The 26,851-nt window shown below is 72.0% G+C and carries 24 protein-coding genes, 1 tRNA gene and 1 pseudogene; 11 read left to right on the top strand and 15 right to left on the bottom strand.

Annotation, left to right across the window (positions count from 1 at the left end):
- Positions 1-3 precede the first annotated feature (3 nt).
- Positions 4-411 (bottom strand): hypothetical protein, encoded by a 408-nt coding sequence (locus ACFFBG_RS07355; protein WP_375477162.1) that lies wholly within the window; start codon positions 409-411, stop codon positions 4-6.
- Between ACFFBG_RS07355 and ACFFBG_RS07360 the strand changes: the two genes are divergently transcribed.
- The gene (locus ACFFBG_RS07360) at positions 398-637 is read left to right on the top strand and encodes a hypothetical protein (RefSeq protein ID WP_375477164.1); all 240 of its coding nucleotides are present in this window, start codon (positions 398-400) and stop codon (positions 635-637) included. The genes ACFFBG_RS07355 and ACFFBG_RS07360 overlap by 14 nt on opposite strands.
- Before the next feature lie 163 nt (positions 638-800).
- Here the strand turns inward: ACFFBG_RS07360 and ACFFBG_RS07365 are convergent, their stop codons facing one another.
- The 3 genes from ACFFBG_RS07365 to galE all read right to left on the bottom strand — a co-directional run bounded on the left by ACFFBG_RS07365 (position 801) and on the right by galE (position 4,521).
- Entirely contained in the window at positions 801-1,514 is a 714-nt protein-coding gene (locus ACFFBG_RS07365) for an SGNH/GDSL hydrolase family protein (protein ID WP_375477166.1), read from the bottom strand.
- A 50-nt stretch (positions 1,515-1,564) separates the two neighbouring features.
- Positions 1,565-3,148: a sugar transferase gene (locus ACFFBG_RS07370; protein ID WP_375477168.1), complete on the bottom strand. Its 1,584-nt coding sequence runs from the start codon at positions 3,146-3,148 to the stop codon at positions 1,565-1,567.
- Positions 3,149-3,549: 401 nt separating this feature from the next.
- Positions 3,550-4,521 (bottom strand): UDP-glucose 4-epimerase GalE, encoded by a 972-nt coding sequence (galE, locus tag ACFFBG_RS07375; protein ID WP_375477170.1) that lies wholly within the window; start codon positions 4,519-4,521, stop codon positions 3,550-3,552.
- 104 nt (positions 4,522-4,625) lie between these two features.
- Between galE and ppc the strand changes: the two genes are divergently transcribed.
- The 3 genes from ppc to ACFFBG_RS07390 all read left to right on the top strand — a co-directional run bounded on the left by ppc (position 4,626) and on the right by ACFFBG_RS07390 (position 9,487).
- On the top strand, positions 4,626-7,430 hold the full coding sequence (gene ppc / locus ACFFBG_RS07380; protein ID WP_375477242.1) for a phosphoenolpyruvate carboxylase: 2,805 nt from the start codon (positions 4,626-4,628) through the stop codon (positions 7,428-7,430).
- A 69-nt stretch (positions 7,431-7,499) separates the two neighbouring features.
- Positions 7,500-8,990, top strand: coding sequence for an AlkA N-terminal domain-containing protein (locus ACFFBG_RS07385; RefSeq protein ID WP_375477244.1), 1,491 nt, complete (start codon positions 7,500-7,502; stop codon positions 8,988-8,990).
- Entirely contained in the window at positions 8,987-9,487 is a 501-nt protein-coding gene (locus ACFFBG_RS07390; RefSeq protein ID WP_375477172.1) for a methylated-DNA--[protein]-cysteine S-methyltransferase, read from the top strand. The genes ACFFBG_RS07385 and ACFFBG_RS07390 overlap by 4 nt, the downstream gene beginning before the upstream one ends.
- Before the next feature lie 142 nt (positions 9,488-9,629).
- Here ACFFBG_RS07390 and pth read toward each other — a convergent pair whose 3' ends face one another.
- Together pth and ACFFBG_RS07400 are read right to left on the bottom strand one after the other, a co-directional pair.
- Positions 9,630-10,199, bottom strand: a complete 570-nt coding sequence (gene pth / locus ACFFBG_RS07395; protein WP_375477174.1) for an aminoacyl-tRNA hydrolase — start codon at positions 10,197-10,199, stop codon at positions 9,630-9,632.
- Positions 10,200-10,865, bottom strand: a complete 666-nt coding sequence (locus tag ACFFBG_RS07400) for a 50S ribosomal protein L25/general stress protein Ctc (protein WP_375477176.1) — start codon at positions 10,863-10,865, stop codon at positions 10,200-10,202.
- Positions 10,866-11,128: 263 nt separating this feature from the next.
- Between ACFFBG_RS07400 and ACFFBG_RS07405 the strand changes: the two genes are divergently transcribed.
- The 3 genes from ACFFBG_RS07405 to ACFFBG_RS07415 are packed head-to-tail and all read left to right on the top strand — an operon-like array spanning position 11,129 to position 14,789.
- Positions 11,129-12,094 (top strand): LLM class F420-dependent oxidoreductase, encoded by a 966-nt coding sequence (locus tag ACFFBG_RS07405; protein WP_375477178.1) that lies wholly within the window; start codon positions 11,129-11,131, stop codon positions 12,092-12,094.
- A 5-nt stretch (positions 12,095-12,099) separates the two neighbouring features.
- The gene (locus tag ACFFBG_RS07410) at positions 12,100-13,023 is read left to right on the top strand and encodes a 4-(cytidine 5'-diphospho)-2-C-methyl-D-erythritol kinase (RefSeq protein WP_375477246.1); all 924 of its coding nucleotides are present in this window, start codon (positions 12,100-12,102) and stop codon (positions 13,021-13,023) included.
- Complete coding sequence (locus tag ACFFBG_RS07415) at positions 13,023-14,789, top strand: ABC-F family ATP-binding cassette domain-containing protein (RefSeq protein WP_375477248.1); 1,767 nt, start codon at positions 13,023-13,025, stop codon at positions 14,787-14,789. Before ACFFBG_RS07410 ends, ACFFBG_RS07415 begins: the two co-directional genes overlap by 1 nt.
- 49 nt (positions 14,790-14,838) lie before the next feature.
- Here the strand turns inward: ACFFBG_RS07415 and ACFFBG_RS07420 are convergent, their stop codons facing one another.
- From ACFFBG_RS07420 to ACFFBG_RS07430, 3 genes are all read right to left on the bottom strand, one after another.
- Positions 14,839-15,813 (bottom strand): hypothetical protein, encoded by a 975-nt coding sequence (locus ACFFBG_RS07420; RefSeq protein ID WP_375477180.1) that lies wholly within the window; start codon positions 15,811-15,813, stop codon positions 14,839-14,841.
- A gap of 45 nt (positions 15,814-15,858) precedes the next feature.
- Positions 15,859-17,616, bottom strand: a complete 1,758-nt coding sequence (locus ACFFBG_RS07425; RefSeq protein WP_375477182.1) for a hypothetical protein — start codon at positions 17,614-17,616, stop codon at positions 15,859-15,861.
- 90 nt (positions 17,617-17,706) lie between these two features.
- Positions 17,707-18,354 (bottom strand): TetR/AcrR family transcriptional regulator, encoded by a 648-nt coding sequence (locus ACFFBG_RS07430; RefSeq protein ID WP_375477185.1) that lies wholly within the window; start codon positions 18,352-18,354, stop codon positions 17,707-17,709.
- Between the two features lie 16 nt (positions 18,355-18,370).
- On the opposite strand from ACFFBG_RS07430, the gene kynU reads away from it, so the two are divergent.
- Positions 18,371-19,630, top strand: coding sequence for a kynureninase (gene kynU / locus ACFFBG_RS07435; RefSeq protein ID WP_375477187.1), 1,260 nt, complete (start codon positions 18,371-18,373; stop codon positions 19,628-19,630).
- A gap of 74 nt (positions 19,631-19,704) precedes the next feature.
- Here the strand turns inward: kynU and ACFFBG_RS07440 are convergent, their stop codons facing one another.
- Positions 19,705-20,670 (bottom strand): acyl-CoA desaturase, encoded by a 966-nt coding sequence (locus ACFFBG_RS07440; protein WP_375477189.1) that lies wholly within the window; start codon positions 20,668-20,670, stop codon positions 19,705-19,707.
- Between the two features lie 159 nt (positions 20,671-20,829).
- Here ACFFBG_RS07440 and ACFFBG_RS07445 point away from each other — a divergent pair.
- The 3 genes from ACFFBG_RS07445 (at position 20,830) to ACFFBG_RS07455 (ending at position 23,450) form a co-directional block, all read left to right on the top strand.
- A tRNA-Gln gene (locus ACFFBG_RS07445) sits at positions 20,830-20,905 on the top strand.
- Between the two features lie 47 nt (positions 20,906-20,952).
- A complete protein-coding gene (glmU, locus tag ACFFBG_RS07450; protein ID WP_375477192.1) occupies positions 20,953-22,470 on the top strand; it encodes a bifunctional UDP-N-acetylglucosamine diphosphorylase/glucosamine-1-phosphate N-acetyltransferase GlmU in 1,518 nt (505 codons plus the stop codon).
- Positions 22,470-23,450 (top strand): ribose-phosphate diphosphokinase, encoded by a 981-nt coding sequence (locus tag ACFFBG_RS07455; RefSeq protein ID WP_375477194.1) that lies wholly within the window; start codon positions 22,470-22,472, stop codon positions 23,448-23,450. The genes glmU and ACFFBG_RS07455 overlap by 1 nt, the downstream gene beginning before the upstream one ends.
- A 121-nt stretch (positions 23,451-23,571) precedes the next feature.
- On the opposite strand, the gene ACFFBG_RS07460 is transcribed toward ACFFBG_RS07455, so the two are convergent.
- The 5 genes and pseudogenes from ACFFBG_RS07460 to ACFFBG_RS07480 form a co-directional block, all read right to left on the bottom strand.
- The gene (locus tag ACFFBG_RS07460) at positions 23,572-24,078 is read right to left on the bottom strand and encodes a hypothetical protein (protein ID WP_375477196.1); all 507 of its coding nucleotides are present in this window, start codon (positions 24,076-24,078) and stop codon (positions 23,572-23,574) included.
- Positions 24,079-24,345: 267 nt separating this feature from the next.
- Complete coding sequence (locus tag ACFFBG_RS07465) at positions 24,346-24,939, bottom strand: hypothetical protein (RefSeq protein WP_375477198.1); 594 nt, start codon at positions 24,937-24,939, stop codon at positions 24,346-24,348.
- The gene (locus tag ACFFBG_RS07470) at positions 24,936-25,592 is read right to left on the bottom strand and encodes a nitroreductase family protein (protein WP_375477200.1); all 657 of its coding nucleotides are present in this window, start codon (positions 25,590-25,592) and stop codon (positions 24,936-24,938) included. The genes ACFFBG_RS07465 and ACFFBG_RS07470 overlap by 4 nt, the downstream gene beginning before the upstream one ends.
- 13 nt (positions 25,593-25,605) lie before the next feature.
- Positions 25,606-26,460 (bottom strand): 16S rRNA (adenine(1518)-N(6)/adenine(1519)-N(6))-dimethyltransferase RsmA, encoded by an 855-nt coding sequence (gene rsmA, locus ACFFBG_RS07475; RefSeq protein ID WP_375477202.1) that lies wholly within the window; start codon positions 26,458-26,460, stop codon positions 25,606-25,608.
- Positions 26,461-26,619: 159 nt separating this feature from the next.
- A pseudogene (locus ACFFBG_RS07480) lies at positions 26,620-26,851 on the bottom strand (hypothetical protein); the annotation flags it as partial.

Below are 26,851 nucleotides of genomic sequence, written 5' to 3' on the forward strand. Positions count from 1 at the left end.
CGCCTACCGCACGGTGCCGACGAACAGCACCACGGGCGTCTTGACGGAGTAGCTCATGTTGACCGTCAACGGGTTGCGGTGCGCTTTCGGAATGGTGAACACGTAGACGCCATGGGCGGTGCGGCGCGCGGCCAGCGTGCCCTGCGCCGGCCGCGAGGCGCTCATCTGCACACCAGGGTTCTTCTGCGCGTTCTCGATCGTGATCGAGATTTCGTCCAGGCTGATCGACTTGGCGGTGTCGTTGGAGATCGCGATCGCGATCCGGACGCCGGGGCCGGCGATCTCCCCGATGCCGCGCGCCGGAGCGTTGACGGCCTTGATCGACGTGATCTTCGCGTGCACGCCGTTGCCGAAGCTGGCCGGGCTGCTCAGCGGAATCGGCGCTGCGGTGGTGAGCGTGCCGGACGGCACGATCTGGTTGATGCCGCCGGTCTGCTTCGGGGTCTTGCCCGCGGACCCGGAGGACGTCGTGGCCGACGCTGCGGGCGTCAGGGTCGAGCCGCTGGTCGCCGACGATGCGACGCTTGCCGGCTGGCCGCTCGGGGACGGTTTGGCGGACGAACTCGACGACGTGCACCCGGCCGCTGCGGCACTGACCATGAGCAGGCCGACCACGCCCGACCACCGCCACCGCTGACCACACGACGCCCGAACACTCACGAAGGAGCTCCTCGCAGTCGGCCGCTCGAGCGGCTGGACACGATCCCGTGGCGCCAGGATGTGGCCAAGAGATAACACGGAATATACCTGAATCGGGCGGCTAGGCAGCCAGGATGGACCGGGCGGCGCACCGTCGAAGCTCACACCGAGTTGGGCAATTTGGCGCCGACCGCCTGAGCGAGCCGGGCGTATCCCTTGTCGTTGGGATATTTGCCGGACCGAGTGATCAACGAGGGATGGCCGACGACCGGCTGACCAACGTCCACGAAGACGCCTTTGACGTCTCTGACCGCCGCGCGGACGTAACCCGCGATCGTGGTCAGGCCGGGAGGGACCGGCGACGCCGCTTGCCAGGGGTTGACGGCGATCACCCGCGCGGCAGGCAGGCTGACGCGAAGAGACGTGAAGAACGACTTGATCTCGCGCGCGAGCGCAGGGCCGACCGAGGCGAGATCGTTGCCGCCGCCCGAGACCACGACGATCGAAGGGGTTGTCTTCACGGCCTTGGCCAGCTCGGTGGCGTAGTTGGCTGAACCAGACTTCGACGCGACGGCGGCGAGGTAGCCGGCGCCGATGAAGGCAAAATTCTCCTCTCGCCAATGTTCTTGGCGCGAAAGGATAGACGTCCAGCGTCGGGTCGGGCCGTCGGTGCCAGCCCCGATCGTGTAGTCGTCGCCGATGAAGGCGACCAGTGGCGGCGGATTCGACACCGCCGCCGCGCTCGACCGCAGAGCCTGGACGCCGGCGCGCTCGCTGGCGGCCTGGTTGGCGCTGATCGGCGTGCTCGTGGCGCACCCTGACAGCGAGAGAACAACGGCGAACAGGACGCCAAGCGTCGTCGCGCACGCTCTCATGGACACTCGGTGAGGCTACCTGGGGCGGCCGCAGCAGCGGGCCATCCGGCTCAGTACGCGCCCTTAGCGAAGAGCACCGCGCGGACTGTCTTCCACATCACCAGCATGTCGAGCGAGAGCGACCAGTCATCGACATAGCGCAGGTCCAACCGAACAGCTTCTTCCCAGGACAAGTCGCTGCGCCCGCTGACCTGCCACAGACCGGTGAGACCCGGCTTGACCAGAAGTCGGCGGTGGACGTCGCCGTCGTACTTCTCGACCTCGGCCGGCAGCGGCGGACGCGGGCCGACGAGCGACATCGCGCCGGAGAGGACGTTGAGCAGCTGCGGCAGCTCGTCGAGGGAGAACCGGCGCAGCACTCGGCCCACCGAGGTGACCCGGGGGTCTTCGCGAATCTTGAACAGCAGGCCGTCGCCGGCCTCGTTGTGGGCCTGCAGCTCCGCCAGACGCTGCTCGGCGTCGGTGTGCATGGACCGGAACTTGACCATCCGGAACGTCTTGCCGTTGCGCCCGACCCTGGTCTGGAAGAACAGCGCCGGCCCACGGCTCGAGCAACGCACCATTGTCGCGATGACGAGCAGCGCCGGGGCGAGCAACAGCAGCGCGGTCGCGGCGACGAAGCGGTCGAAGCCGTTCTTCACCATGCGCCGGAAGCCGGTCAGCGTCGGGATCTCGACGTGCAGCAACGGCAGGCCGGCGACCGGCTGGATGTGCAGGCGGCGGCCCGCGACCTCCATCAGGCCCGGCGCGACCACGAGGTCTGCCTCGGTGTCGCCGAGGCGCCAGGAGATCCAGCGCAGCTGCTGCGGGGTGATGTCGCCGGAGAGCACGGCGACGGCACGGGCGCCGTGCTGGCGCACCGCCTCGGTGATGGAGTCGACGTCGCCGACGACCGGCACGCCGATCTCGGTGAGTTCTGCCACCGCGACGGGGTCCTCGGCCGCGCCGACGGGCAGGCAGGCGCCGACGACCTTCATGCCGGCGTGCAGGTCCTTGCGCAGCATGCGGGTGAACTCGACGACCGAGCTGGCACCGCCCACAGCGATGACCTTTGCCAGCGACGTGCCGGAGCGGCGCCTGTGGTGCAGCCACCGCCGCGCGGCGTAGCGGCCGCCGAGGGAGCAGACGACGGTGAAGCCCATCGCGGGCAACGCGAAGCCACGCGAGATGGGCGCGTTGAGCGCGTAGAAGAGGAAGGCCGTGACGACGGCGAGCTGCAGGAAGGCCCGGGAGACGCGCTGGAATTCAGCGGCCCCGACACCGACGAAGCGCCGCTCGTAGGCGCGGTTCGCGGCGGTGGCGCACAGCCATGCGAACGGCAGCACGAAGCCGAAGGCAGCGTCCAGATGGCTGCCCAGCTGGGTGACGTCCAACGAGCTGGCCTGCGCGCCGGCTGCCCGGCCGAAGCGCAACAGGAAGGCGGCCGACCCGCCGGCGATCGCGGCGAAGGCGTCGACGGCGACCAGCAGCAGCTGGTAGCGGTTGAGCGCCCGCGGCAGGCGACGCCGGGCACGCGGGCGCGCGGCGCCATCGATGATCAGGGTCTGCGCGGCGAACCGGGTGGGTTCGTCCTCGACGACGCCGCCGCCGGGGGCCAGCACGACCGCGGAGCGCGCATCGGCGTCCGTGATCAAGGTGCGGGCGGCTGACGGGGAGCGGTCCGATTCAGCGCTGCCTCCGCCAGATCGAATTCCACCGTCAATGGCCGACTGGCCATCTCCGAACATGCATTCCCCCGTTGGTGGTAGGCGCACACAGTCCCCCGACTGCGCTCTAACCGATCAGGACTTTATCCAGCTCTTACACCGACTGGCAACTGGAGATTTCCGTGAGCGACTCGGGCGTGTCGCCTGGCTTGCCATGATTTGGCCGGGTTTCTGCCGTGCGTTTCCGCCTGAATAACGTTCTGTGACGCGCTCGTTGCCAACGTCACCATCGGCCGATTAATGGGCGGAATGGTTACAGAAGTGACCCTTGCGCAATACAGATAGTGACGGCCGCGTGAGCTTGGCACGACGGCGGTGTGTCCCGCAGGCTAACCCGCGGCCCGGCCGAATCGGTGGAATTCCCACGCGTCGGCGACCATGCGATTCAGGTCACGTTCCGGGCGCCAGCCGAGTAGTTGCGCAGCCGCCGCGTTCGACGCGACGAGCACCGGCGGGTCGCCGGGGCGGCGCGGCGCCTCGATCACGGGCACCTCCTCGCCGGTCACCTCCCCCACCGCGGTCAGCACCTGCCGCACCGAATACCCGGCGCCGCTGCCGAGGTTCACGACGTGGTGCGCTGCTGGTTCAACGACGCCGAGCGCTCGCAGATGCGCGTCGCCGAGGTCCACCACGTGGATGTAGTCGCGCACACAGGTGCCGTCGTCAGTCGGGTAGTCGGCGCCGAACAGCTGCAACGGCGGCCCGCCGTCGACAGCGCGCAGGGCGTTCGGGATGAGGTGCGTCTCGGTCGTGTGCCGCTCGCCGTAGCCGCCCGACGGCGTGCGCAGCGCGCCGGCCACGTTGAAGTAGCGCAGGCTCACCGCGCCGATCCCGTACGCGGTGGCGTAGTCGGTCAGCGCCATGTCGACCGCGAGCTTCGAACGGCCGTAGGCGCTGGTCGGCCGGGCCGGCGCGTCCTCCCGGATCGGCTGCTCGACGGCCTGGCCGTAGGTCGCGGCGGAGGAGGAGAAGACGATGCTGCCGACGCCGTGCGCGCGCATCGAGTCGAGCAGCGCGAGCGTGCCGGAGACGTTGTTGCGCCAGTAGGCCGACGGCTCGGTGATCGACTCCCCGACCAGCGAGCGCGCCGCGAAGTGGATCACCGCGTCGATCGCCCAACTGCCGAGCACCGGGTCCAGACTGGCTGTCGAGAGCTCGTGGAACACCGCGCCTGGGGGCACCGCGTCCTGATGGCCGGTCGACAGGTCGTCGACGACGACGACCTCGTGACCGGCGGCGAGCAGCTGAGCGGTCACCACGCTGCCGATGTAGCCGGCCCCGCCGGTCACCAGCACCCGCATGGGAGCTCCCGTCTCGAGTGTGTCGCGCTCGCTTGGACCGGCTGCCGTGCCGGCATTTTTTCACTCCATGAAAGCAGCCCCGCGCGACGACGCTACCCGTGAGAATGATCGGCGTGACGACCGACCTCGAGCCCAATGACGACCTGAGCCTGCGCGCGGACGAGATCGCCGACGCCGAGCTGCGCGCCGACGTCCGCCGGGTGGCGGCGCTGCTCGGCGAGTCGCTGGTGCGCCAGCAGGGCCAGGACGCGCTCGATCTGGTGGAGCGGGTGCGCGGGCTCACCAAGCAGAGCAAGACCGGCTCGGCGAGCGCCCGCGACGACGTGCGCGCGCTGCTCGCCGATCAGCCGATCGCGACGGCGGCGGTGCTGGTTCGCGCCTTCTCCGCCTACTTCCACCTCGCGAACGTGGCCGAGCAGGTCCACCGGGTGCGCGGTCTGCGCGCCCGGCCGGCCGAGGACGGCTGGCTGGCCCAGGCGGTGGGGGCCGTCGCCGAGGCGCAGGGGCCGGACGGCCTGCGCGCCGCGCTCGACGCGCTGGCGGTCCGTCCGGTGTTCACCGCCCACCCGACCGAGGCGAGCCGCCGCTCGGTCCTGACTAAGCTGCGGCGCATCGCCGACCTGCTCGCCGAGCCGACCGACCCAGGCACCAACGCCCGCACGCGGCAGGACCGCGACCTCGCCGAGCTCGTCGACCTCATGTGGCAGACCGACGAGCTGCGCCAGCAGAAGCCGACGCCGCTCGACGAAGCGCGCAACGTCGTCTACTACCTGCAGGCGATGGCCGACGACACGGTGCCCAACTTCGCCGCGGATCTCGCGCACGAAGTCGCCGCGCGAGGTGTCGACCTGCGCACCGACGCGCGTCCGCTGACCTTCGGCACCTGGATCGGCGGCGACCGGGACGGCAACCCCAACGTGACGGCCGCGGTCACCCGCGACGTCCTGCGGATGCAGCATCAGGTCGCCGCACGCGCCGTAAATCGTCAGCTGGACGCGCTGATCGCCGAGCTGTCCAATTCGACCGCAGTGGTGCCCGCGTCGCCGGAACTCGCCGCGTCGATCGAGGCCGACCTCGCCGTGCTCGACATCGACCCCCGGCTGATCACGCTCAACACCACCGAGCCGTACCGCCTCAAGCTCACCTGCATCAAGGCGAAGATCGCGAACACCCGCCGGCGCGTCGACCAGAGCCTGCCGCACCAGCCCGGCCGCGACTATCTGGGCGTCGAGCAGCTGCTCGCCGAGCTGGCGCTGCTCGGCGACTCGCTGCGCCAGCACGCCGGCGGGCTGATCGCCGACGGGCTGCTCGCCCGCGTCGAGCGCACCGTCGCGGTGTTCGGCCTGCACCTGGCGACGATGGACATCCGCGAGCACGCCGACGCCCACCACCACGCCGTCGGCCAGCTGATCGACCGGCTGGTCGAGGAGACGTGGCTCTACGCGGATGTGCCTCGTGACTACCGCATGCGGCTGCTGTCCAAGGAGCTGCGCGGGCGCCGCCCGCTGGCCGGCTCGCCGCCCCCGCTCGACGAGGCCGGCGCAAAGACGTTCGCGGTGTTCACCGCCGTCCGCGAGGCGCTCGACATCTACGGTCCGGAGGTCGTCGAGAGCTACATCGTGTCGATGACACGGGGCGCGGACGACGTGCTGGCCGCCGTGCTACTGGCCCGCGAGGCAGGACTGGTCGACGTGCACGGCGCCAGCCCAGAGGGCGCGCGCACGCCGTTCGCCCACATCGGGTTCGTCCCGCTGCTCGAGACCGTCGACGAGCTGCGCAGGGCGGGCGAGGTGCTCGACGACCTGCTCGGCGACCCGACCTACCGGCTGATCGTCGCGCTGCGCGGAGATCTGCAAGAGGTGATGCTCGGATATTCCGACTCCAACAAGGAAGCGGGCATCGCGACGTCGCAGTGGGAGATCCACCGGGCGCAACGGACGCTGCGCGACGTCGCCGGGCGGCACGGCGTCCGGTTGCGGCTGTTCCACGGCCGAGGCGGCACGGTCGGCCGCGGCGGCGGACCGACCTACGACTCGATCCTGGCGCAGCCATGGGGCGTGCTCGACGGCGAGATCAAGTTCACCGAGCAGGGCGAGGTCATCTCGGACAAGTACGCGTTGCCCGAGCTGGCCCGGGAGAACCTCGAGCTGACCCTGGCCGCCACGATGCGCGCGTCGTCGCTGCACCGGACGCCGCGGCAGGGCGCGGCGCAGCTCGGCCGTTGGGACGAGTGCATGACGCTCGTCAGCGACGCGGCCTATGCCGCCTACCGCGCCTTCGTCGACGACCCCGACCTGCCCGACTATTTCCTCGCCTCCACCCCCGTGGAGCAGCTCGGCCAGCTGAACATCGGGTCGCGCCCGGCGCGGCGGCCGTCGTCCGGCGGCGGCATCGAGGGCTTGCGCGCGATTCCGTGGGTCTTCGGCTGGACGCAGTCGCGCCAGATCGTCCCCGGCTGGTTCGGCGTCGGCGCGGGGCTGGCCGCGGCCCGCGCCGCCGGGCTCGGCGACGTGCTGCGCGAGATGCACGCCGAGTGGCACTTCTTCCGCACCTTCCTGTCGAACGTCGAGATGACGCTCGCCAAGACCGATCTCGACATCGCCGCGCACTACGTCGCAACGCTCGTGCCGCCGCGCCTGCAGCACGTCTTCGACGCCGTCCGGGCCGAGCACGAGGACACCGTCCGGGAAGTCCTCGCCGTCACCGGCGAGGAGGCGCTGCTCGACGACTCGCCGGTTCTGCAGCGGACCTTCGGGGTGCGCGACGCCTACCTCGACCCGATCTCCTACCTGCAGGTGGACCTGCTCGCCCGCGTCCGCGCCGACGAGTCGGACGTCTCTGCGGAACTGCGGCGCGCGCTGCTGCTGACCATCAACGGCGTCGCGGCCGGGCTGCGCAACACCGGCTGACTGTGGACCTAGAGCGGCGTCCGATTTCCGCGAGTGATTGTCGGTCGTGGACGGCAGACTGAACCCGTGCTGCTGCCCGACCCGGACACCTGCTATCGCGCGGTTCGCTCCCGGGACCCCCGCTTCGACGGCTGGTTCTTCACCGCCGTCCGGACCACCGGCATCTACTGCCGGCCGTCGTGCCCGGCGATCACCCCGCACCGCCGCAACGTCACATTCCACCCGAGCGCGGCGGCCGCGCAACGCGCCGGGTACCGGGCGTGCAAGCGGTGCCGTCCGGACGCCTCGCCCGGCTCGCCGGAGTGGAACGCGCGCGGCGACCTCGCCGGCCGGGCGCTGCGCCTCATCGCCGACGGAGCGCTCGAGCGCGAGGGCGTGCCCGGGCTCGCCCGCCGGCTCGGCTATTCCGAACGGCAGGTGCACCGCGCGCTCGTCGCCGAGGTCGGCGCCGGCCCGCTCGCGCTCGCCCGGGCGCAGCGCGCGCAGACCGCGCGGGTGCTGTTGGAGACGACCGAGCTGCCGGTCACCGACGTCGCCTTCGCCGCCGGTTTCGCGAGCGTGCGGCAGTTCAACGACACCGTCCGCGAGGTGTTCGCGGCGACGCCGAGCGGGCTGCGGGCGACCCGCCACTCGCCGGCCGACCGAACGGCCGAGCCGCGCCCCGGCGGCAGCGGCGACCTCAGCGGCGCCGGTGGCGGGCCGCTCATCCTGCGGCTGCCGTACCGGGAGCCGTTGACCGTGTCGGCGGTGCTCGATTTCCTGGGCGCGCATGCGATCCCTGGCCTGGAGTCCTACGTCGACGGAGTGTTCCGCCGGGTGCTGGCGGCCCCGAGCGGCCCGGCGTTGATCGCGCTGTCGCCGGCGGAGGCGTCCGTCCGATGCGAGGTCCGGCTCGCCGACACCCGCGACCTCGTCGCGGTCGTCGCCCGAGTGCGCCGACTGCTCGATCTCGACGCCGACCCGCTTGCTGTGGACGACGTGCTGGGCCGCGACGAGGCCCTCGAGCCGCTGGTCGCCAAGCGGCCGGGCCTGCGCGCGCCGGGCGCCGTCGATGGCTTCGAGGCGGCGATCCGCACGATCGTCGGCCAGCAGATCTCGGTGCGCGGCGCGCGCACCGTCGTCGGCCGGCTCATCGCCGCACACGGCCGGCCGGCCTTTCCCGGCGAGGCGTGGTTGCTGTTCCCGACGCCCGCCGCGCTGGCGCAGCTCGATCCGGCGTCGCTGCCGATGCCGCGAGCCCGCGCCCGATCGGTGCAGGCGGTCGCCGCGGCGTTCGCCGACGGCGCGCTGCAGCTCGATCCCGGCGTCGACCGCGACGAGGCGCGAGCCGCCCTGCTCGCCCTGCCCGGCGTCGGTCCGTGGACGGCCGACTACTTGCTGATGCGCGCGCTCGGCGCGCCTGACGTCCTGCTCGGCTCCGACCTCGTCATCCGGCGCGCGGCTGCCGACCTCGGCGTGGACATCGCCGACGGCCGGCCGGATTGGGCGCCCTGGCGCAGCTACGCCACCTACCACCTCTGGGCCCACCTCTACGCCGACCTCTGGAGCGCGCTGCCATGACAATCTGGACCAAGATCGACTCTCCGCTGGGCCTGCTGCTCGCCGCCCGCGACGCGGCCGGCATCACCACGCTGCTGCTGCCGACCGGCCGGCATCAGACGATGGCGCCGAGCGCGGCCTGGGCGCGCGACGACGCGGGCTTCGACGACCTTCGGGCACAACTCGAGGAGTATTTCGCCGGCCGACGCACCGAATTCGACCTGACCCTCAACCCCGTCGGCACGGCGTTCCAGCTGCGGGTGTGGACCGCGCTGGCCGACATTCCCTACGGCCGGACGGCGTCCTACGCCGCCATCGCCGTCGCGATCGGGGCACCGCGCGGGGCCAGCCGGGCGGTCGGCGCGGCGAATGGGCAGAACCCGATCTCGATCGTCGTGCCGTGCCACCGGGTGGTCGGCGCTCAGGGCGCGCTGACCGGTTATGCCGGCGGCCTGCCAGCCAAGCAGTGGCTGCTCGGCCACGAGGCGCAGCACGCCGGCCTGTTCGCGCCGTCCTGAGCACACTCGCGTCGAGCGAAGGTCCGGGTCCGCGCGTCCTCTCTGCGTTGACTGGTGCGGTGCGGGTTGAGTGGTGCGAAACAACGCGCCCCTCGACGGATAACGCGCCACTCAACGGCGGTCGGGGATGCGCGTCAACCGGTCAGTGGTACTCGTTCTGGGTGGCCTCCAGGCCGTCGACGAGCAGCTTCTCGACGGCGTCGGCGGCGCGGTCGACGTGGTAGTCGAGATCCTTGCGCTCGGCCGGCCCGAACTCGCGCAGGACGTAGTCGGCCGGGTCCTGCCGACCCGGCGGCCGGCCGATGCCGAACCGCACCCGCAGGTACTCGCGGCTGCCCAGCGCCGACGTCGTCGACCGCAGCCCGTTGTGCCCGCCGTCCCCGCCGCCGCGCTTGATCCGCAGCGTGCCGAACGGCAGATCCAGCTCGTCGTGGACCACCACGACGTCAGCCGCCGGCACCTTGAAGAACCGCGCGACACCGACCACGGGGCCGCCGGACTCGTTCATGAACGAGCGGGGTTTGGCGAGCACGACTGGCAGCCCGGCGAGCCGGCCCTCGAGAACGTCCGCGCGGGCCTTGTGCGCCTTGAACCGGCCGCCGATCCGCCCGGCAAGCAGGTCGGCGACCAGGAAGCCGGCGTTGTGCCGGGTCAGTTCGTAGCGCGGGCCGGGGTTTCCGAGGCCGACGACGAGCCGCCGGTCGTCGGCCACCTACTCGGCGCTGGCCGAGCTGTCGGCGCGCTCGGACGACTCGCCCTCGGGCTGGTTGGGAGCGTCCTCGACGATGCCGAGTTCCTCGACGGCCTCGGCGACCTCGGCCTCGAGATCCTCGGCGGTCGGCGCGCCGGAGATCGACACCAAGAGGTGGTCCGGGTCGCCGGCGAGGGTGGTGCCGGCTGGCAGCGTGACACTGCCGGCGAGCACCTGGCTGCCGATGGCGAGCCCCTCGATGCTGATCTCGACACCGTCCGGCAGCCGCGTGGCGTCCGCCTCGACGCTGAGCCGGTCGTACTCGAGGTTGAGCAGGCCGCCCGGCACGACCTCGCCGGTGATGGTGATCGGGATGTCGACGGTGACCTTCTCGCCGCTGCGGACAGCCAGCAGGTCGACATGCTCGAAATAGCCCTTGATGGGGTGGCGCTGGATGGACTTCGGGATCGCCAGCTGGGTGTCGCCTTCGACCTCGAGGGTCAGCAGCACGTTCAGGCCGCCGTGCCGCAGGGCGTTGGCGAACTCGCGGGCGGGCAGCGAGACGTGCCGCGGGTCGGCGCCGTGGCCGTAGATCACGGCCGGCACCTTGCCGGCGCGGCGGGTGCGGCGCGCGCCGCCCTTGCCGAACTCGGTGCGCGTCTCGGCGGACAGTCGGACCTCGGACACAGCAATACTCCTCGAACGTCTTCGGCTGGCTTGATCGTGCGCGAGCACCGGCCACAGCGGGCCTCGGACGCGGGACGCGCGTCGACGATCGACACCGCGTCGATCACGGACTGTCGCTGACGCAGCAGCGGTCCCTCGCCGGGGCAGGTGCAGGCCACGATACCGGGTCTGCGGGCGGGGAGCCCACGCAGGTCGCCGGCCGGGCCGCCGGCGACCGCCAGACGTCGTTAGCGCGCCGCCTTCCGACGGGTAGACGGCCCGATATGACGAAGTTCGGCTACACGCTGATGACCGAGCAGTCGCCGCCGACCAATCTCGTTCGTTACGCCGTCGCCGCCGAGCGGGCCGGCTACGACTTCGAGGTGTCGAGCGACCACTACTTCCCCTGGCTGGACAGCATGGGCCACGCGCCCAACGCGTGGACGACGCTCGGCGCCGTCGCGCACGCCACCGAGCGCGTCGAGCTGATGACGTACGTGACGTGCCCGATCCTGCGCTACCACCCGACGGTGGTTGCCCAGCAGGCCGCCACGCTAGGGCTGTTGAGCGAGGGCCGGTTCACCCTCGGCCTGGGTTCGGGAGAGAACCTCAACGAGCACGTGGTCGGCAAGGGCTGGCCGTCGGTGAGCGTGCGGCAGGAGATGTTCGCCGAGGCGGTCGAGATAATCCGGGCGCTGTTCGGCGGCGATTACGTCGACTTCCGCGGCGAGCACTTCCGGGTGACCGCGGCCAAGCTGTGGGACGTCGCGGCCACCCCGCCGCCGATCGGCATCGCGGTGTCCGGCCCGGCGTCGTGCCAGCTCGCCGGCGAGCAGGGCGACGCGATGATCGCCGTCGAGCCGTTGCCGGAGCTGGGCGAGCTGTTCGACCAGCACGGCGGGTCCGGCAAGCCGCGGATCGGCCAGCTGCCGATCAGCTACGGCGCGGACAAGGACGCCGCGATCGATCGAGCGCACGAGCTGTTCCGCTGGTTCGCCGGCGGTTGGAAGGTCAACGCCGACCTGCCGGGCACAGCCGGCTTCGACGCCGCGAGCCAGTTCGTCACCAAGGACGACGTCGCCGAGTCGATCCCGTGCGGCGACGACGTGGACGCGGTGAAGTCGGCGGTCAAGGAGTTCGTCGACGCCGGGTTCACCCACGTCGCGCTCGTGCAGATCGGCGACGACCAGCAGGACCCGTTCTTCGAGTGGTCGACGAACGAGCTGCTGCCGGCGCTGCGCGAGCTCTAACTAGCATCGGTCGGGTGCCAGCCGCCCGTCCGTCCGTCCGGGTGCGGGCGCCGGCGAAGGTCAACCTGCACCTCGGCGTCGGGCCGCTGCGCCCCGATGGCTACCACGAGCTGGTCAACCTGTTCCACGCCGTCGACCTCGTCGACGAGATCATCGCCTCGCCGGGCGACGGGCTGCGCGTCACCGTCAGCGGCGAGGGCGCGGCCGACGTGCCGGTCGATCGACGCAACCTCGTGTGGCGCGCCGCCGAGCTGCTCGCCGACACCGCCGACGTGCCGGCCGACGCGCGACTCGACATCCACAAGGCGATACCTGTCGCGGGCGGCATGGCGGGCGGCTCGGCCGATGGCGCGGCGGCGCTGCTCGCCTGCGCCCGGCTGTGGAATCTCGACGTAGGCGCGGCCGAGCTGGCGCAGCTGGCCGCCCGTCTCGGCAGCGACAGCAACTTCGCGCTCGTCGGCGGCACCGCGCTCGGCACCGGCCGCGGCGAGGTGGTCGCGGCCGTCGCGTGCGTCGCGCGGCTGCAGTGGGTCTTCGCCATTGCCGACCACGGGGTGTCGGCCGGCGCGGCCTACGCCGAACTCGACCGGCTGCGCGCGGCCGGGATGGCGCCGCCGCCGGCCGGGTCGGTGGATGCGCTGCTCGCCGCGCTCGCCGCGGGCGACCTGCCGCGGATCGCCGCGGGCCTCGTCAACGACCTGCAGCCGGCGACGCTGTCGCTCGCGCCCGCGCTCGCCGACACGTTGAAGTCCGGCGCCGCGCACGGCGCGCTCGCCGGCCTGGTGTCCGGCTCCGGGCCGACCTGCGCGTTCCTGTGCGCCGACGCCGGCGCCGCGACGCTGCTCGCGGCAGGGCTCGAGGCAGACGGCGTGTGCCGCACCGCACGGGTCGCGAGCGGACCGGCGCCCGGCGCGCGGGTCGTCGGCTGATGGCGCCCGGCGCCCCGCGGGCGAACACCGTCAACCTGGTCAACGTGGAGCAGGCGAGCAAGGCGTACGGAACCACGGTCGTGCTCGACCGGGTCTCGCTCGGCATCGGCGCGGGCGAGCGGGTCGGCGTGGTCGGCCGCAACGGCGGCGGCAAGTCCACCCTGCTGCGCCTGCTCGGGCGCGACGAGGCGCCCGACTCCGGCCGGGTGACGCACGTCGGCGGGCTGCGGATCGCCCGCGTCGACCAGCGCGGCGCGCTCGAGGCGGGCGCGACCGTCCGACAGCTCGTCGTCGGCGACGCCGCGGAGTTCGAGTGGGCCGGCGACGCCGCGGTGCGCCAGGTGCTGCACGGCCTCGGGCTGCCCGGTGTCGGCCTGGACGTCGGCGTCGACCGGCTGTCCGGCGGCGAGCGGCGGCGCGTCGCGCTGGCAGCGGCGCTCGCCCAGCAGGCCGACCTGCTGGTGCTCGACGAGCCGACGAATCACCTCGACATCGAGGGCATCACCTGGCTCGCCGGCTACCTGCAGACCCGCCGCGGCGCGGTGGTCGTCGTCACCCACGACCGCTGGTTCCTCGACGCCGTCTGCCAGCGGATGTGGGAGGTCGGCGACGGACAGGTGCGCGCCTTCGACGGCGGATACGCCGCCTACGTGCTCGCTCGCGCCGAACGCGCCCGGCTGGCCGACACCGCCGAAGCGCGCCGGCAGAACCTGCTGCGCAAGGAGCTCGCCTGGCTGCGCCGCGGGCCGCCGGCCCGCACGTCCAAACCACGGTTCCGGATCGACGCCGCCGAGGCGCTGATCGCCGACGAGCCACCCGCGCGGCAATCGGTGCAGCTGCAGGCGCTGGCGCAGCGCCGGCTCGGCAAGACCGTGGTCGATCTCGAGGACGTCACCGTCCGGGTCGGCGATCGGACGCTGCTCGACCACCTGACCTGGCAGGTCGGCCCGGGCGACCGGATCGGCGTCGTCGGCGTCAACGGGTCGGGCAAGACGCACCTGCTGCGGCTGCTGGCCGGGGAGCTCGAACCGGCTTCCGGGGTGGTGCGGGTCGGCCAGACCGTGCACGCCGCGCACTTGAGCCAGGAGGTGCGCGAGCTGCCCGATCGGCTGCGGGTGATCGAGGCGGTCACCGAGGTGCGCGCCTCCGCCGAACTCGACGGCGTCGAGCTGTCCGCCGGCCAGCTCGCCGAGCGCTTCGGCTTCGCGAACGACCGGCAGTGGACGCTGGTCGGCGACCTGTCCGGCGGGGAGCGGCGCCGGCTGCAGCTGCTGCGGCTGCTGCTCACCCAGCCGAACCTGCTGCTGCTCGACGAGCCGACGAACGACCTGGACACCGACACGCTGGCCGAGCTCGAAGACCTGCTCGACGGCTGGGCCGGCACCCTCGTCGTCGTCAGCCACGACCGCTATCTGCTGGAACGGGTCTGCGACACGACGGTCGCGCTGTTCGGCGACGGCGCGCTGCCGAACCTGCCCGGGGGCGTCGAGGAGTACCTGCGCCGGCGGACCGCCGCGCAGGCGACCGGCGCCGACGAGCGGCGGGAGAACCGCGGCGACACCCGCGCCGCCCGCAAGGAGCTGGACCGCCTCGAGCGCCGAGTCGCCACCCTGACCAGGCGCGAGGGGCAACTGCACGAGCAGCTCGCGGCGCACTCGACCGACTACGAGCGCACCGCTGAACTGGATGCCGAGCTGCGCGGTGTGACTGCGGAGCGTGCCGCCGCAGAGGACGAATGGCTCGCGCTAGCCCAGTCTGTCGAGTGAGCGACAGCCGTCGACTGATCGGCAGCCAGGCGAATGACCGGCCGGAAGATCAGCCGCGCTTGGTGTCCGCCGACGCAGCGGCCGCCTCGTCCGCCGGCTGATCGGCAACACCCGCCGGCGTGGTGCCGGACAGCGTCGCGAGCATCTGCCGCACGTTGGTCAGCTGGGCGTTGATCGCGTTGCGACGTTGGGTGGCGGCCGCCAGCTCGCGCTCGGACTCCGCGCGGATCCGATCGGCGCGCTCCATCGAGTCAGCCACGATCTGCTCGGCCTTCCGCTCGGCGTCGGCGGTCATCTGCGCGGCGCGGCGAGCCGACTCGGCCTGCAGCTGGTCGCCCTCGGCGCGCAGTTTCGCGACCCGGTTGCGGGCCGCCTCAAGCTCTCGCTCGGCGGCCTCGGTGCGGTCCTGGAACATCTGCTCGGCCTTGCCGCGACGCTCGGCCAGCGTCTGCTCGAAGTCGGCCGCGGCTTTCGCCGCGCGGGCGCGCTGCTCCTCATAGAGGGCCTCGGCCTCGCCGCTGCGCGCGATCGCCATCCGCTCCGCCTCGTCGGCCATCTGGTCGGCGTTGCGCTTGGCGTCCTCGAGCAGCCGGGCGACGTGCTGGTCGGCCGACGACCGGGTCTCCTGGGCGTACTGGTCGGCTTCCTGCCGCGCCGTGGCCGCCGACTCGTCTGCCTCCTCCAGCCGACTGCGCACCTCGCTGACAGCGGCGGCGCGCATCTCGTCCGCCTCTTCCTCAGCCATCGCGAGGATTCGGCCGATGCGCTTGCCGAAGTCGTGGAACGTGGGCTCAGCCGGAGGCTGCGGCTTGGCGGCCGGCGCCGGCGCCTGAGCGCTCTGCGCGGTCTCGGCAGCCTGAGCGGCGTGGCTCTGCGCGAGCTGGTCGACCCGCGCGGCGAGCTGGTCTGCGCGGGCCTGCGCCGCGGCCGCCGCACGCGTGAGCTCCTCGACGCGGTGGTCCACCTCCGCCGGGTCGTAACCGTGCCGGACGGTGCGGAATTCGGTCGCGTTCTGCTCGGTCAAGGCAAGTCCTTCGGCGGTCGTTGTGCGGCGAGTATGGGGGTGACGCTAGTGCCGATCGGGCGCGGACGTCGGGCGGTCGGCGAGGATGCGTCGATCCGCCGTGTGATCTGCGCCGGTCCGGGGGGATTTGCCCGGTGCTGACAGCTGACCGGTCACAGCAGGCCCGGAACTGGGCTGCTCGGTGACGGCGAGCGCCTCGATGACGCCGGACAGGTCGCCGAGCTGTTTGCTGATCTCGTCGCGGTGGGCGGCCAGCACGCTGACCTCGGCGCGCGCCTCGGCCAGCATCGTGCGCGCCTTGGAGCGCAGCTCGTCGGCTTCCGCGCGGGCCTCGCCGACCGTCCGCTTGGCGTCCTCCCGGGCGGCGCGACGCAGCTCGCGGGTCTCGTCCTGGGCGCGGGCGAGGTCTTCGCCGACGCTCTCGCGGATCGCGCGGGCGCCAGCCGCTGCCTCGTCGAGGCGACGCTGGGCGAGTTCTTCGGCCGTCCGGGCCCGCTCGTGCGCCTGGTCGAGGATCGCCTCGGCGTCGTCACCGGCGAGCTGGCGGATCTGCCCGGCGTCCTGCTGCGCCTCGTCGAGCGCCCGCTTGGCCCGCGCGACCAGCTCGTCGCGCTCGCTCTCGGCCCGCTGCGTCTCCGCGGCGATCCGCTCATGCGCGGCCGCGACGAGCCGTTGCGCTTCGTCGCGGGCGCTCTGCAGCTCGCGCACGGAGTCCGCCGCGCCCCGCCGCCGGACCTGGTCAGCGTCGGCCTCGGCCGCGGCGAGCAGGTCGCCGATGGTCTGTTTGGTCCAGGCCGTCTGCTCACGGGCCTCGCCGAGTTCGGCGACGACGGTCTCGCGCATTTCGGCGAGCATCGCCTGGGCGTGCTCTTGGGCGTCGGCGAGCATCGCCTCGGCGCGCTCTCTGACAGCCGCTGCGTCCTGATCGGCTGCGCCGAGAATGCGCTCCGCCTCGCCGCGGGAACGGGCGATGATCTCCTCGGCGCGCCCTTCGGCCTTGGCTGCGACCGCGGCGAGCCGACGCTCGTGGTCGGCCGTGGCCGCCGCGATGTCGTGCTCGTGCTGCACGCGCTCGCCTGCGAGCTCAGCTTGGAGCTGCTGGCGTTCTTCGGCGATGCGTGCCTCGGCTTCCTCCGCGCGAGCCCGCGCGGCGGCGACGATCGCCTCGGCCTGGTCGCGCAGCACCTTGGCTGTCGCCCGCGCATCGGCGATCTCACGCTCGGCGTCCTCGTGCGCCTGCGCGAGGACGGCGTCGGCGCTCTGCTCGGCGCGGGTGGTGACCAGCGCGGCCTGCTTGAGCGCGTCGGCGACGATTGCCCGCGGATCGTCCCGGGCTGGGTCCGGCGCAGCGGGCGGACTGGACGGCGGTGGCTCGCGGCGATGCGATCCGGAGTGCGCGCCGCCGTCGAGGGGCGGCGGCGTCGAAGGCGCGGCGTGCGCCGGCTGCGCGATGCCCTGACTCGCCGACGGGGGCAGATCCGACGGCGTCGGGTCGGACGGCGTCGGGTCGGACGGCGTCGGATCGGACAGGTCGAGCAGCTCGAGGTCCTTCGCGGCGCCGAGTCGAGGCATCGTCCAGGACTCGGCCGACTTGCTGAACGCCGGCAGCTCGGGCAGCGGCGCGTATTCCACCTCGGAATCCGCCGGGTGCTGCGCCGACAGCGGCCGCGAGGAGTTCGGTCGGGTCGGCGCACGGTTCGCAGGCGAGCCGATCGGGGGTGCGCCGTTCGGGCGTGCGCCGTTCGGCGGCAGGCCGTTCGGCAGCACTGAGGCGCTGTCGCGCTCGGCCCGATCCCCCTGCATGGCGCCCATAGTCTCAGGCGAGCGGGGTCCTTCGCGAGGCCAGGGCCCAACTTGTGCCGAATCGTCGCCAGTGCGGCAAGCCGGCGGCGGTTAATCCAGCTTGGCTGCGATCGGCTGTGGCGCCGAGTCCAGCTGGGCGAGACCGTTCCAGCCGAGGTTCACGATGTGCGCGGCCACCGTCGCGCGGTCCGGCGCCCGCTCCTCCAGCCACCACATGCCGGTCAGCGCGACCATGCCGACCAGCATCTGGGCATACATCGCCGCGTGGGCCGGGTCGTAACCGCGTCGGTCGAACTGCCGGGCGAGCACGTGCTCGACCTGGCTTGCGACGTCGTTGAGCAATGAGGAGAACGCGCCGGTGCTCCCCGCCGTCGAGTCCCGAGACAGGATCCGGAAGCCGTCCGTCCGCTCCTCGATGTAGGTGAGCAGCGCGAGCGCGGACTGCTCGGCGAGCTCGCGGGGATGGCCGGCGGACAGCGCGCGCGTCAGCCGGGACAGCAGGTCGCTCATCTCCCGGTCGACGACGACGGCGTAGAGACCTTCCTTGCCGCCGAAGTGTTCGTAGACCACGGGCTTGCTGACGCCGGCGCGCGCCGCGATCTCCTCGATCGACGTGGCGTCGTAGCCGCGCTCGGCGAACAGCGAACGGCCGACCTGAACCAGCTGCTCACGGCGTTGCCGGCCGGTCATGCGCACGCGGGCGGTCCGCTCCGCGGCGTCGTTGTCGGGCTCCGTCATCGCCCATGATGGTGCCATGAGCGCGTCTTCGGCCTCGCCGATCACCTCGCAGATCACCTGTCGGGCCGACGCCGTCGCCGCCGACGACGCGGATCCGCTCGGCTACCTCCGGGCGCGATTCGCGCTGCCGGAGTCCGTCATCTACCTCGACGGCAACTCCCTCGGCGCGCTGCCGGTCGGCGTCGCCGCGGCTGTCGAGGACACTGTCGCCCGGGAGTGGGGCCAGGACCTGATCGCGTCGTGGAACGGCAACGGCTGGTGGACGTTGCCGGCCCGCGTCGGCGACCGGATCGGCGCGCTGATCGGCGCGGCGCCCGGGCAGGTGATGTGCGGCGACTCGACCAGCGTCCAGCTCTTCCAGGCGCTCGTCGCGCTCGCCCGGCTGCGGCCCGACCGGCGGGTGATCGTGACCGACGGCGCGAACTTTCCCACCGACCAGTACCTCGCCGAGTCCGTCGCGGCGCTGCTGGGGCTGCGGCTGATCCGGGTGTCGCCCGCCGAGCTGCCCGCCGCGTTGACGCAGGACGTCGCGGTGGTCGCCTACAGCGCGGTCGACTACCGCACCGGCGAGCTGTGGGACACGGCCGCGATCACGGCCGCCGTCCACGCGGCGGGCGCGACCATGCTGTGGGACCTCGCGCACGCCGCGGGCGTCGTCGCGATCGAGCTGGATGCGATCGGCGCCGACGCAGCGGTCGGCTGCTCGTACAAGTACCTCAACGGCGGCCCGGGCGCGCCGGGCTGGATCTACCTCGCCGCGCGCCACCAGCCGGCCGCTCGGCTGCCGCTGACCGGGTGGCAGGGCGCCGCCGCGCCGTTCGACCTGCAGACGTCGTACGCGCCGGCGGCCGGCGTCGAGCGGGCGCGGATCGGCACGCCGCCAGTGCTGTCAATGCGCGCGCTGGACGCCGCGCTGGACCTCTACGACGGCGTGCCGCTGGCCGAGATCCGCGCGAAGTCGCTGGCGCTGACGTCGATGGTGATCAGCTATGCGGACGCGCTGGGCGTGCCGGTGGCGACGCCGCGCGACCCAGCGCGCCGCGGCTCGCAGGTGGCGCTGCGCGTGCCGTTCGCCTATGAGCTCACGCAGGCGTTGATCGCGCGCGGCGTGGTGGGCGACTACCGGGCCCCCGACCTGGTGCGGCTGGGCCTCACGCCGCTTTCGCTGTCCTTCGTCGAGGTGTGGGACGCGATGGGCGTGCTGCGCGCCGTGCTCGAGGCCGAGGAATGGCGCGCGCCGCAGTTCGCGCGCGCCGCCACCGCCGTCGTGACCTGACCGCCCGTCTTGGCCCCGGCGCGGCGGTCTCGCCGGCGTGTCCCGCCGCTACCGGGCCAACGCCCGGAGGGCGGTCAGGCGGCGTCGACGCGCAGCTTCGCGAGACGCTCGGGCTTCGGCCAGCGCACGTCGCTCGCCCAGCCCAGCTTCTCGAACAGCCAGATCATCCGCGCAGACGAGTCGAGCTGACCGCGCAGCACGCCGTGTCGCGCCGCGGTCGGGTCGGCGTGGTGCATGTTGTGCCAGCTCTCGCCGAAGCTCAGGATCGCCAGCGGCCAGAAGTTGGCGCTCTTGTCGCGCGCCGCGAACGGCCGCTCGCCGATCGCGTGGCAGATCGAGTTGATCGACCAGGTGACGTGGTGCAGCAGGAAGACGCGCACGAGCGAGGCCCAGAAGAACGCCGACAGCGCCCCCGCCCAGGACCCGGCGACCAGGCCGCCGATCGCGGCCGGCGCGAGCAGCGACACGATCAGCAACACCGGGAAGAGCGCGTTGACGACCCGGATGTCGCGATCGCGCAGTAGGTCCGGCGTGTACTTGTCGCGGTTCGTGTGCAGCTCGTCGAACATCCAGCCGAGGTGCGCCCAGCCGAGGCCCTTGATCAGCGCCCGGGTGTCCTCGCCGTATCGCCACGGGGAGTGCGGATCGCCTTCCTTGTCGCTGTAGGCGTGATGCCGGCGGTGGTCGGCGACCCAGCGGATGACCGGTCCCTCGATCGCCAGCGAGCCGGCGACGGCGCACGCGATGCGCAGCGGGCGGTTGGCCTTGAACGAGTTGTGCGTGAACAGCCGGTGATAGCCGACGGTGACGCCCAGCCCCGACAGGTAGTAGAAGCCGACGAACAGGATCACGTCTGTCCAGCTCATCCCCCAGCCCCAGGCGACCGGAATCGCGGCGAGGAAGGCTGCGAACGGCACGATCACGAACGCGTAGAGCATCGCCTGCTCGCCGCGCCGCTTGGTTCCCTCGAAGACGGGTTTGGGCCCGTCCGTCTCCGGTCCACCCGATGGTGGACGGGCGTCGACCAGCGTCATCTGCATCCTTCGTCAGGTTGGGGGTGCCGACTACTGTCGCACCCTCGCCACCGGCATTGGTCGGCGCTCACCGAAGGCCGGGGTACGGGAGCGTAACTTACGCCGCCGCAGCCCGACAACGACTGCGCCGCCATCCACACCCGGTGCAATAAGCTGGCCAGTCGATGGGGGATGGGGTAATCGGCAGCCCGCAGGCCTTTGGAGCCTTGCAGTCTCGGTTCGAGTCCGAGTCCCCCAGCCAAGAGTCCGCCCAGCCAAGTCGTGCAGCGCCGACGTGAAGGGAACCGCGTGCCCGCAGCGCCGTTCGCGATCATCATCCTCGCCGCCGGCGAGGGCAGCCGGATGCGCTCGCGCGCTTTGCCCAAGGTGCTGCACGGCTTTGCCGGCCGCTCGCTCCTGGGCCATGTGGTGGCCGCGGCGGCGCCGCTGGCGGCGCGGCGCACCGTCGTCGTCGTCGGCCACCGTCGCGATGAGGTTGAACGGCATCTGGCCGAGATCGCTCCGGACGCGACGCCGGTGCTGCAGGCCGAGCAACACGGCACCGGGCACGCGGTTCGCCTGGCGCTGGCGGCTCTGCCGGACGAGGCGGGCACGGTTGTCGTGGCGCCCGGCGACGCGCCGCTGCTCACGCCGGCCGTCCTCGCGCAGCTGGTCGCCGACCACGAGGCGAGCGGCGCGGCGGCCACCTTGCTCACCAGCGTGCTCGCCGAGCCCGCGGGCTACGGGCGCGTCGTCCGCGGTCCGGACGGCGCTGTCGAGCAGGTCGTCGAGCACAAGGACGCCACTGCCGAGCAGCGGGCGATCAGCGAGGTCGCCACCAGCGTCTACGCGTTCGACCAGACGCTGCTGCGCGAGGCGGTTACCCGGCTGACGACCGACAACGCGCAGGGCGAGGAGTACCTGCCCGACGTCGTCGCGATCCTCGGCGCCGACGGCCGGCGCATCGCGGCGGTCAGCGCGCCAGCCGAGGAGACGGCCGGCGTGAACGATCGCGTGCAGCTCGCTGCCGCGCACCGGATCTACAACGACCGGCTGCTCGTCGCGCACATGCGCGCCGGCGTGACGGTCGTCGACCCGGCGACCACGTGGGTGGACGCCGACGTCGGGCTCGAGCCGGACGCGGTGCTGCTGCCCGGTGTCGACCTGCACGGCCGCACCGTCGTCGGCGCCGGCGCGACCGTTGGCCCGCACACCTCGCTCACGGACACCGTCGTCGGCGCGGACGCCAATGTCACGCGCGCCGTGGCGATCGGGGCGGTGATCGGCGCCCGGGCCACCGTCGGGCCGTTCGCCTACCTGCGCGCCGGCACCGTGCTCGATGACGACGCGCACGTCGGCACCTATGTCGAGCTGAAGAACGCGCGGGTGGGCGTCGGGTCCAAGGTGCCGCACCTGTCCTACGTCGGGGACGCCACGATCGGCGCGCACAGCAACATCGGCGCGGCCACCGTGTTCGTCAACTACGACGGTGTGGACAAGCACGCGAGCGTCGTGGGCGACCACGTCCGGATCGGTTCGGACACGATGATCATCGCGCCGCGCGAGATCGGCGACGGCGCGTACACCGCTGCCGGGTCGGTGATCACCGACGACGTGCCGGCCGGCGCGCTGGCCGTCGCCCGCGGCCAGCAGCGCAACGTGGAAGGCTGGGTGCAGAAGAGACGAGCCGGGACGCCGGCTGCCGAGGCTGCCGCGCGGGCGCTGGCGCTGGCGCGAAACCAAGCGTCCGACCCCGCCGCACAGACCGACCCCGCTGAACCAACCGACCCTGCCGCACCGACCGACCCCGCTGAACCGGAGGCCTGATGTCCACACTCGAGGTGGCCGGTCGCAAGAGTCTGGTCCTGCTGTCCGGCGGCGCGTTCCCCGACCTCGCCGACGAGATCGCGCACTACCTGGGCGTGACCGTCACCCCGACGACGCGCCGCGAGTTCGCGAACGGCGAGCTGTTCATCCGCCCGAACGACTCGGTCCGCGGCACCGACGCGTTCGTCGTGCAGTCGCACACCACGCCGATCAACGAGTGGGTGATGGAGAGCCTGATCCTGGTCGACGCGTTGAAGCGCGCGTCGGCCAAGCGGATCACCGTCGTCGCGCCGTTCTATCCCTACGCCCGGCAGGACAAGAAGCACCGCGGCCGGGAACCGATCTCCGCCCGGCTCGTCGCCGACCTGTTCCACACCGCGGGGGCGGACCGGCTAATGACCGTGGACCTGCACACTGCGCAGATCCAGGGCTTCTTCGACGGCCCGGTCGACCACCTGTTCGCGATGCCGCTGCTGTCGGACTACGTGCGCGCGACCTACGGCGCCGAGGATCTCGTCGTGGTGTCGCCGGACACCGGCCGGGTGCGCACCGCCGAGCAGTGGGCCGACGAGCTCGGCGGCCGGGAACTCGCGTTCATTCACAAGAGCCGCAACATCGACGCGGCGAACGACGTCGTGGCCAACCGAGTCGTCGGCGATGTCGCCGGTCGCCGCTGCCTGCTGGTCGACGACATGATCGACACCGCCGGATCGATCACCAAGGCGGCGGATCTGCTGTTCGCCGAGGGTGCGGTCGACATCGTCGTCGTCGCGACCCACGGGGTGTTCTCCGAGCCGGCGACCGACCGGCTGAAGAACAGCAAGGTCAGCGAAGTGATCGTCACCAACACGCTGCCCATCCGGCCGGAGCAGCTGTTCGACAAGCTGACCGTGTTGTCCATCGCGCCGCTGCTGGCCAAGGCGATCCGGGCGGTGTTCGAGGACGGCTCGGTCACCAGCCTGTTCCACGGCCGGTCGTGACGAAACCCTAGGCGTTGACCAGTTTGGTCAGCGCGTGGTGTGGAGGCAGGGCCTCAACGGTCGCCGTGTCCGACACCCAGAGCACCGGGTCCAGGACGAGGACGACTCGGCGACCCCGTGTCTAGATGGAGTTCAGCGCTGCGATGACGATAATTGCCGGGATCAAGGAGATGATCCCGAGGATAAGACCGGCCACCGCAAGGCCAGTGCTAGACCCGTTCCGCTTGCCGCTCGATATCCCGGCGCCGCCAAGGACTATGCCCAGCACGCCAAGGATGAGACCGAAGAACGGCACCCAGCAGAATAGAAGGCCTAGCAGGCCTGTCACGAATCCGGCAACACCCAGGCCGTTGCCGGGCGCAGTCGTCACGACGACCTGTCCGGGGTAGGGCGCGGGGTAGCCGTAGGGCTGCTGGCCGTACCCCGGCTGCGGATAGGACCCCGGCTGCGGGTAGGACCCCGGCTGCGGATACCCGGACTGAGGGTAGGCCTGCGGATAGGACCCCGGCTGCGGATGGGGCCCCGGCTGCGGATGGGAGGCTTGCGGATACCCGGGCTGAGAGGCCCCGCCGTAGTTGGGCCGCGGCGCCTGATCGTGCGGGTTCTCCGAGAAATCAGGATTGGTCACGGCGGGGGCTCCATAACGAGCTGCAGGGTCGACGTGCGGATCGGGACTGACAATAGGAGAGACCGTACGCCGTTTGACCACTGCAAACCGGGTCCGCGTGCAAGGGCCTGGCGGCGTTGCGCAAACGCTCGACGCGCAAACATCTGTTGCCGGGATGCGGTCGTCGTCGGTGACTCGCGCGGGACGGCTCGGACGAGTCGGACGAGGCCGGTGTTCACCGTGGGGCCGGCCGGAAACAGCCTCTTTCACCGCCGGGCGTGAGGGCCCTCAGGGCGTGAAGGAATAGCTGGTCGACACGCTTGCCGACACGGACACCACGACGATGAACAACACGATCCAACCCAGGCCGACGCACAGCGCGATGATTCCGTGCTTGCGCACCCGGCCGGCCTGGTACTGCGCCCGGGGCAGGTCTCCGGCGAAGTAGGCGGGATCGATATTCTGCCAGGCCGAGAGCAGCGAGTACAGGCCGAGCGGCCATAAGAACAGCCAACTGACCACGAGCCAGCCAGTGGGCTTCGGCAACGGCGCCCAGCCCGGCTGGCCGGGGTTCGCGTAGGGCGGCGGGGAGTACGCGTAGCCGCCGGCGGGCTGCGTGGGATAGCCGGCAGCCGGATAACCCGGCGGCGGATAACCGGGCGGCGCATAACCGGCAGCCGGATAACCGGGCGGCGGATAACCAGCAGCCGGATAACCCGGCGGCGCATAACCAGGCGGCGGATAACCAGGCGGCGGATAACCAGCAGCCGGATAACCAGGCGGCGCATAACCAGGCGGCGGATAACCGGACCCAGCGGCCGGTTCGTCCGGCCGGTGCGCCCCCTGTTTGCCGAGGTCGACCGGCTCGTCCGGACCGCTCACGACGTCCCACCTGCCCGTGATCGCTTCCAGCCGTTCCAGTACGTGATTTCCTCGACCGGCCGGCGTGCGGCCGGCCGGAAGTCCGTCCCGGTGTAGTACCCGACGGGGACGAGGCCGGCCTGCGTGACGCCGTCCGGGATGCCGAGCAGTTCCGCGGTCTCCTTTGCGCGGTTGAGGTGCAGCGTCGTCCACACGCTGCCGAGCCCGCGGGCGCGCAGCGCCAGCATCAGCGACCACGTTGCCGGCAGGATCGAGCCGAACAGGCCGGCGGCGTTCGCCGGGTCCTCGCTCGGCCGGCCGTAGACGCACGGGATGACGTGCACGGGCACCCGCTGGATATTCGCGGCGAGGTAGGCGGCCGACTCGTGGACGCGGCGGGCCTGGTCGTCGCGGGCCTGCTCGAGCGCGCGGTCGAAGTAGTCCCCGGCGCCCTCGCGGTACAGCTCGCCGAGCCGGTCGCGCAGCCCGGCGTCGGTGACGACGACGAACCGCCAGCCCTGCGAGTTGCTGCCGGTGGGCGCCTGCTGCGCGATCCGGATGCAGTCGAGCACGACCTCCGGCTCGACGGTCCGGTCGAGATCGAATCGTTTGCGCACCGCGCGGGTCGTGGTGAGGATGTGGTCGACTGCGGCCAGTCTTTCCGGACTCGTCATGATCGGCAGTACATCACGCACTGGTCGTCGGCCGGTGCTCGGCGAGGCGCGCGAAGACCGTGACGTCGAGGGTCTCGCCGCGCGCGGACGGGTCGACGCCGGCCGCACGCAGCGCCTGCTCGGCTCCGCTCGGAGAACCGGCCCACCCGGCGAGCGCCGCGCGGAGGGTCTTGCGGCGTTGCGCGAACGCCGCGTCGACGAGCGCGAACACCTGCTGCCGGGATGCGATCGTCGGCGGTGGCTCGCGCCGGGCGAGCCGGACGAGACCGGAGTCCACGTTGGGGGTCGGCCAGAACACCGCACGGGGCACCGCCCCCGCGCGGGTCGCCGCCGCAAACCAGGCGGCCTTGACGCTCGGCACGCCGTACACCCGCGAGCCCGGCGGCGCGACCAAGCGATCCGCCACTTCGGACTGGACCATCACCAGCCCGTGCCGCAACGACGGCACCGCCGCCAGCAAGTGCAGCACCACCGGCACGGCCACGTTGTACGGCAGATTGGCGACCAACGCGGTAGGCGCGTCCGGCACGGTCTCGATCTGCAGCGCGTCGGCGGCGAGCACCGTCAGCGCCGAGAGCGCCGCGTCCGGCAGCCGCTCGGCGACGGTCACCGGCAACGCTTGCGCGAGGACGGGGTCGATCTCAACTGCGGTGACCGGGTGCCCCGCCTCGAGCAGACCGAGGGTCAATGAGCCGAGGCCCGGGCCGATCTCGAGCACCCGCTCCCCCGCTGACAGCGCGGCGGTGCGCACGATGCGCCGAATGGTGTTCGGGTCGTGCAGGAAGTTCTGGCCCAGCGCCTTAGTCGGCCGAATGCCGAGACGCGTCGCTAGTGCCCGGATTTCGGCCGGCCCGAGCAGCGCGCTCATTCTTACCCTCCATATCGGGCGGACACCGAACGGGGCGTGCCTCGGTCACGACATCGGACATCCCGGCAGGCTAACGCCGCAGCCGCACGAGACAGCCGCCTACGATCCCACCTCCGGCCAACCAGGCGCCCCTGCGCGCTGAATTCGGGGCAGCGTCGCTCAGCCGGCCGCGGTCGCCAGGTGGGTGAAGTCGAAGTCGGCCATGTGCCGCGCGGTATTTCGCATCGGCAATCGGTCTGGATCAATCCATGCGGGCGGTGTCCAGATGGGCACGCCGTCGAGGATCTCGACGCTCCAGCCGATCGACTCGAACATCCTGTGGTGGAACGGCAGAGTACAGGCTGTCGCACGAATGCCGGGGATGTTCGTGTTGGCGGTGTGCTCGGTTGGG

It is taken from the genome of uncultured Jatrophihabitans sp., assembly GCF_964251945.1.
Lineage (GTDB): Bacteria > Actinomycetota > Actinomycetes > Mycobacteriales > Jatrophihabitantaceae > Jatrophihabitans.

What these genes read in the sequence shown, in the direction of transcription:
- rsmA (WP_375477202.1), bottom strand. Translation starts at nt 26,460, where the DNA reads ATGAGCGCGCTGCTCGGGCCGGCCGAAATCCGGGCACTAGCGACGCGT.
- galE (WP_375477170.1), bottom strand. Translation starts at nt 4,521, where the DNA reads ATGCGGGTGCTGGTGACCGGCGGGGCCGGCTACATCGGCAGCGTGGTG.
- ACFFBG_RS07440 (WP_375477189.1), bottom strand. Translation starts at nt 20,670, where the DNA reads ATGCAGATGACGCTGGTCGACGCCCGTCCACCATCGGGTGGACCGGAG.
- ppc (WP_375477242.1), top strand. Translation starts at nt 4,626, where the DNA reads ATGATCGGCGTGACGACCGACCTCGAGCCCAATGACGACCTGAGCCTG.
- ACFFBG_RS07430 (WP_375477185.1), bottom strand. Translation starts at nt 18,354, where the DNA reads ATGACGGAGCCCGACAACGACGCCGCGGAGCGGACCGCCCGCGTGCGC.
- ACFFBG_RS07470 (WP_375477200.1), bottom strand. Translation starts at nt 25,592, where the DNA reads ATGACGAGTCCGGAAAGACTGGCCGCAGTCGACCACATCCTCACCACG.
- kynU (WP_375477187.1), top strand. Translation starts at nt 18,371, where the DNA reads ATGAGCGCGTCTTCGGCCTCGCCGATCACCTCGCAGATCACCTGTCGG.
- ACFFBG_RS07415 (WP_375477248.1), top strand. Translation starts at nt 13,023, where the DNA reads ATGGCGCCCGGCGCCCCGCGGGCGAACACCGTCAACCTGGTCAACGTG.
- ACFFBG_RS07365 (WP_375477166.1), bottom strand. Translation starts at nt 1,514, where the DNA reads ATGAGAGCGTGCGCGACGACGCTTGGCGTCCTGTTCGCCGTTGTTCTC.
- ACFFBG_RS07425 (WP_375477182.1), bottom strand. Translation starts at nt 17,616, where the DNA reads ATGCAGGGGGATCGGGCCGAGCGCGACAGCGCCTCAGTGCTGCCGAAC.
- ACFFBG_RS07455 (WP_375477194.1), top strand. Translation starts at nt 22,470, where the DNA reads ATGTCCACACTCGAGGTGGCCGGTCGCAAGAGTCTGGTCCTGCTGTCC.
- ACFFBG_RS07390 (WP_375477172.1), top strand. Translation starts at nt 8,987, where the DNA reads ATGACAATCTGGACCAAGATCGACTCTCCGCTGGGCCTGCTGCTCGCC.
- ACFFBG_RS07405 (WP_375477178.1), top strand. Translation starts at nt 11,129, where the DNA reads ATGACGAAGTTCGGCTACACGCTGATGACCGAGCAGTCGCCGCCGACC.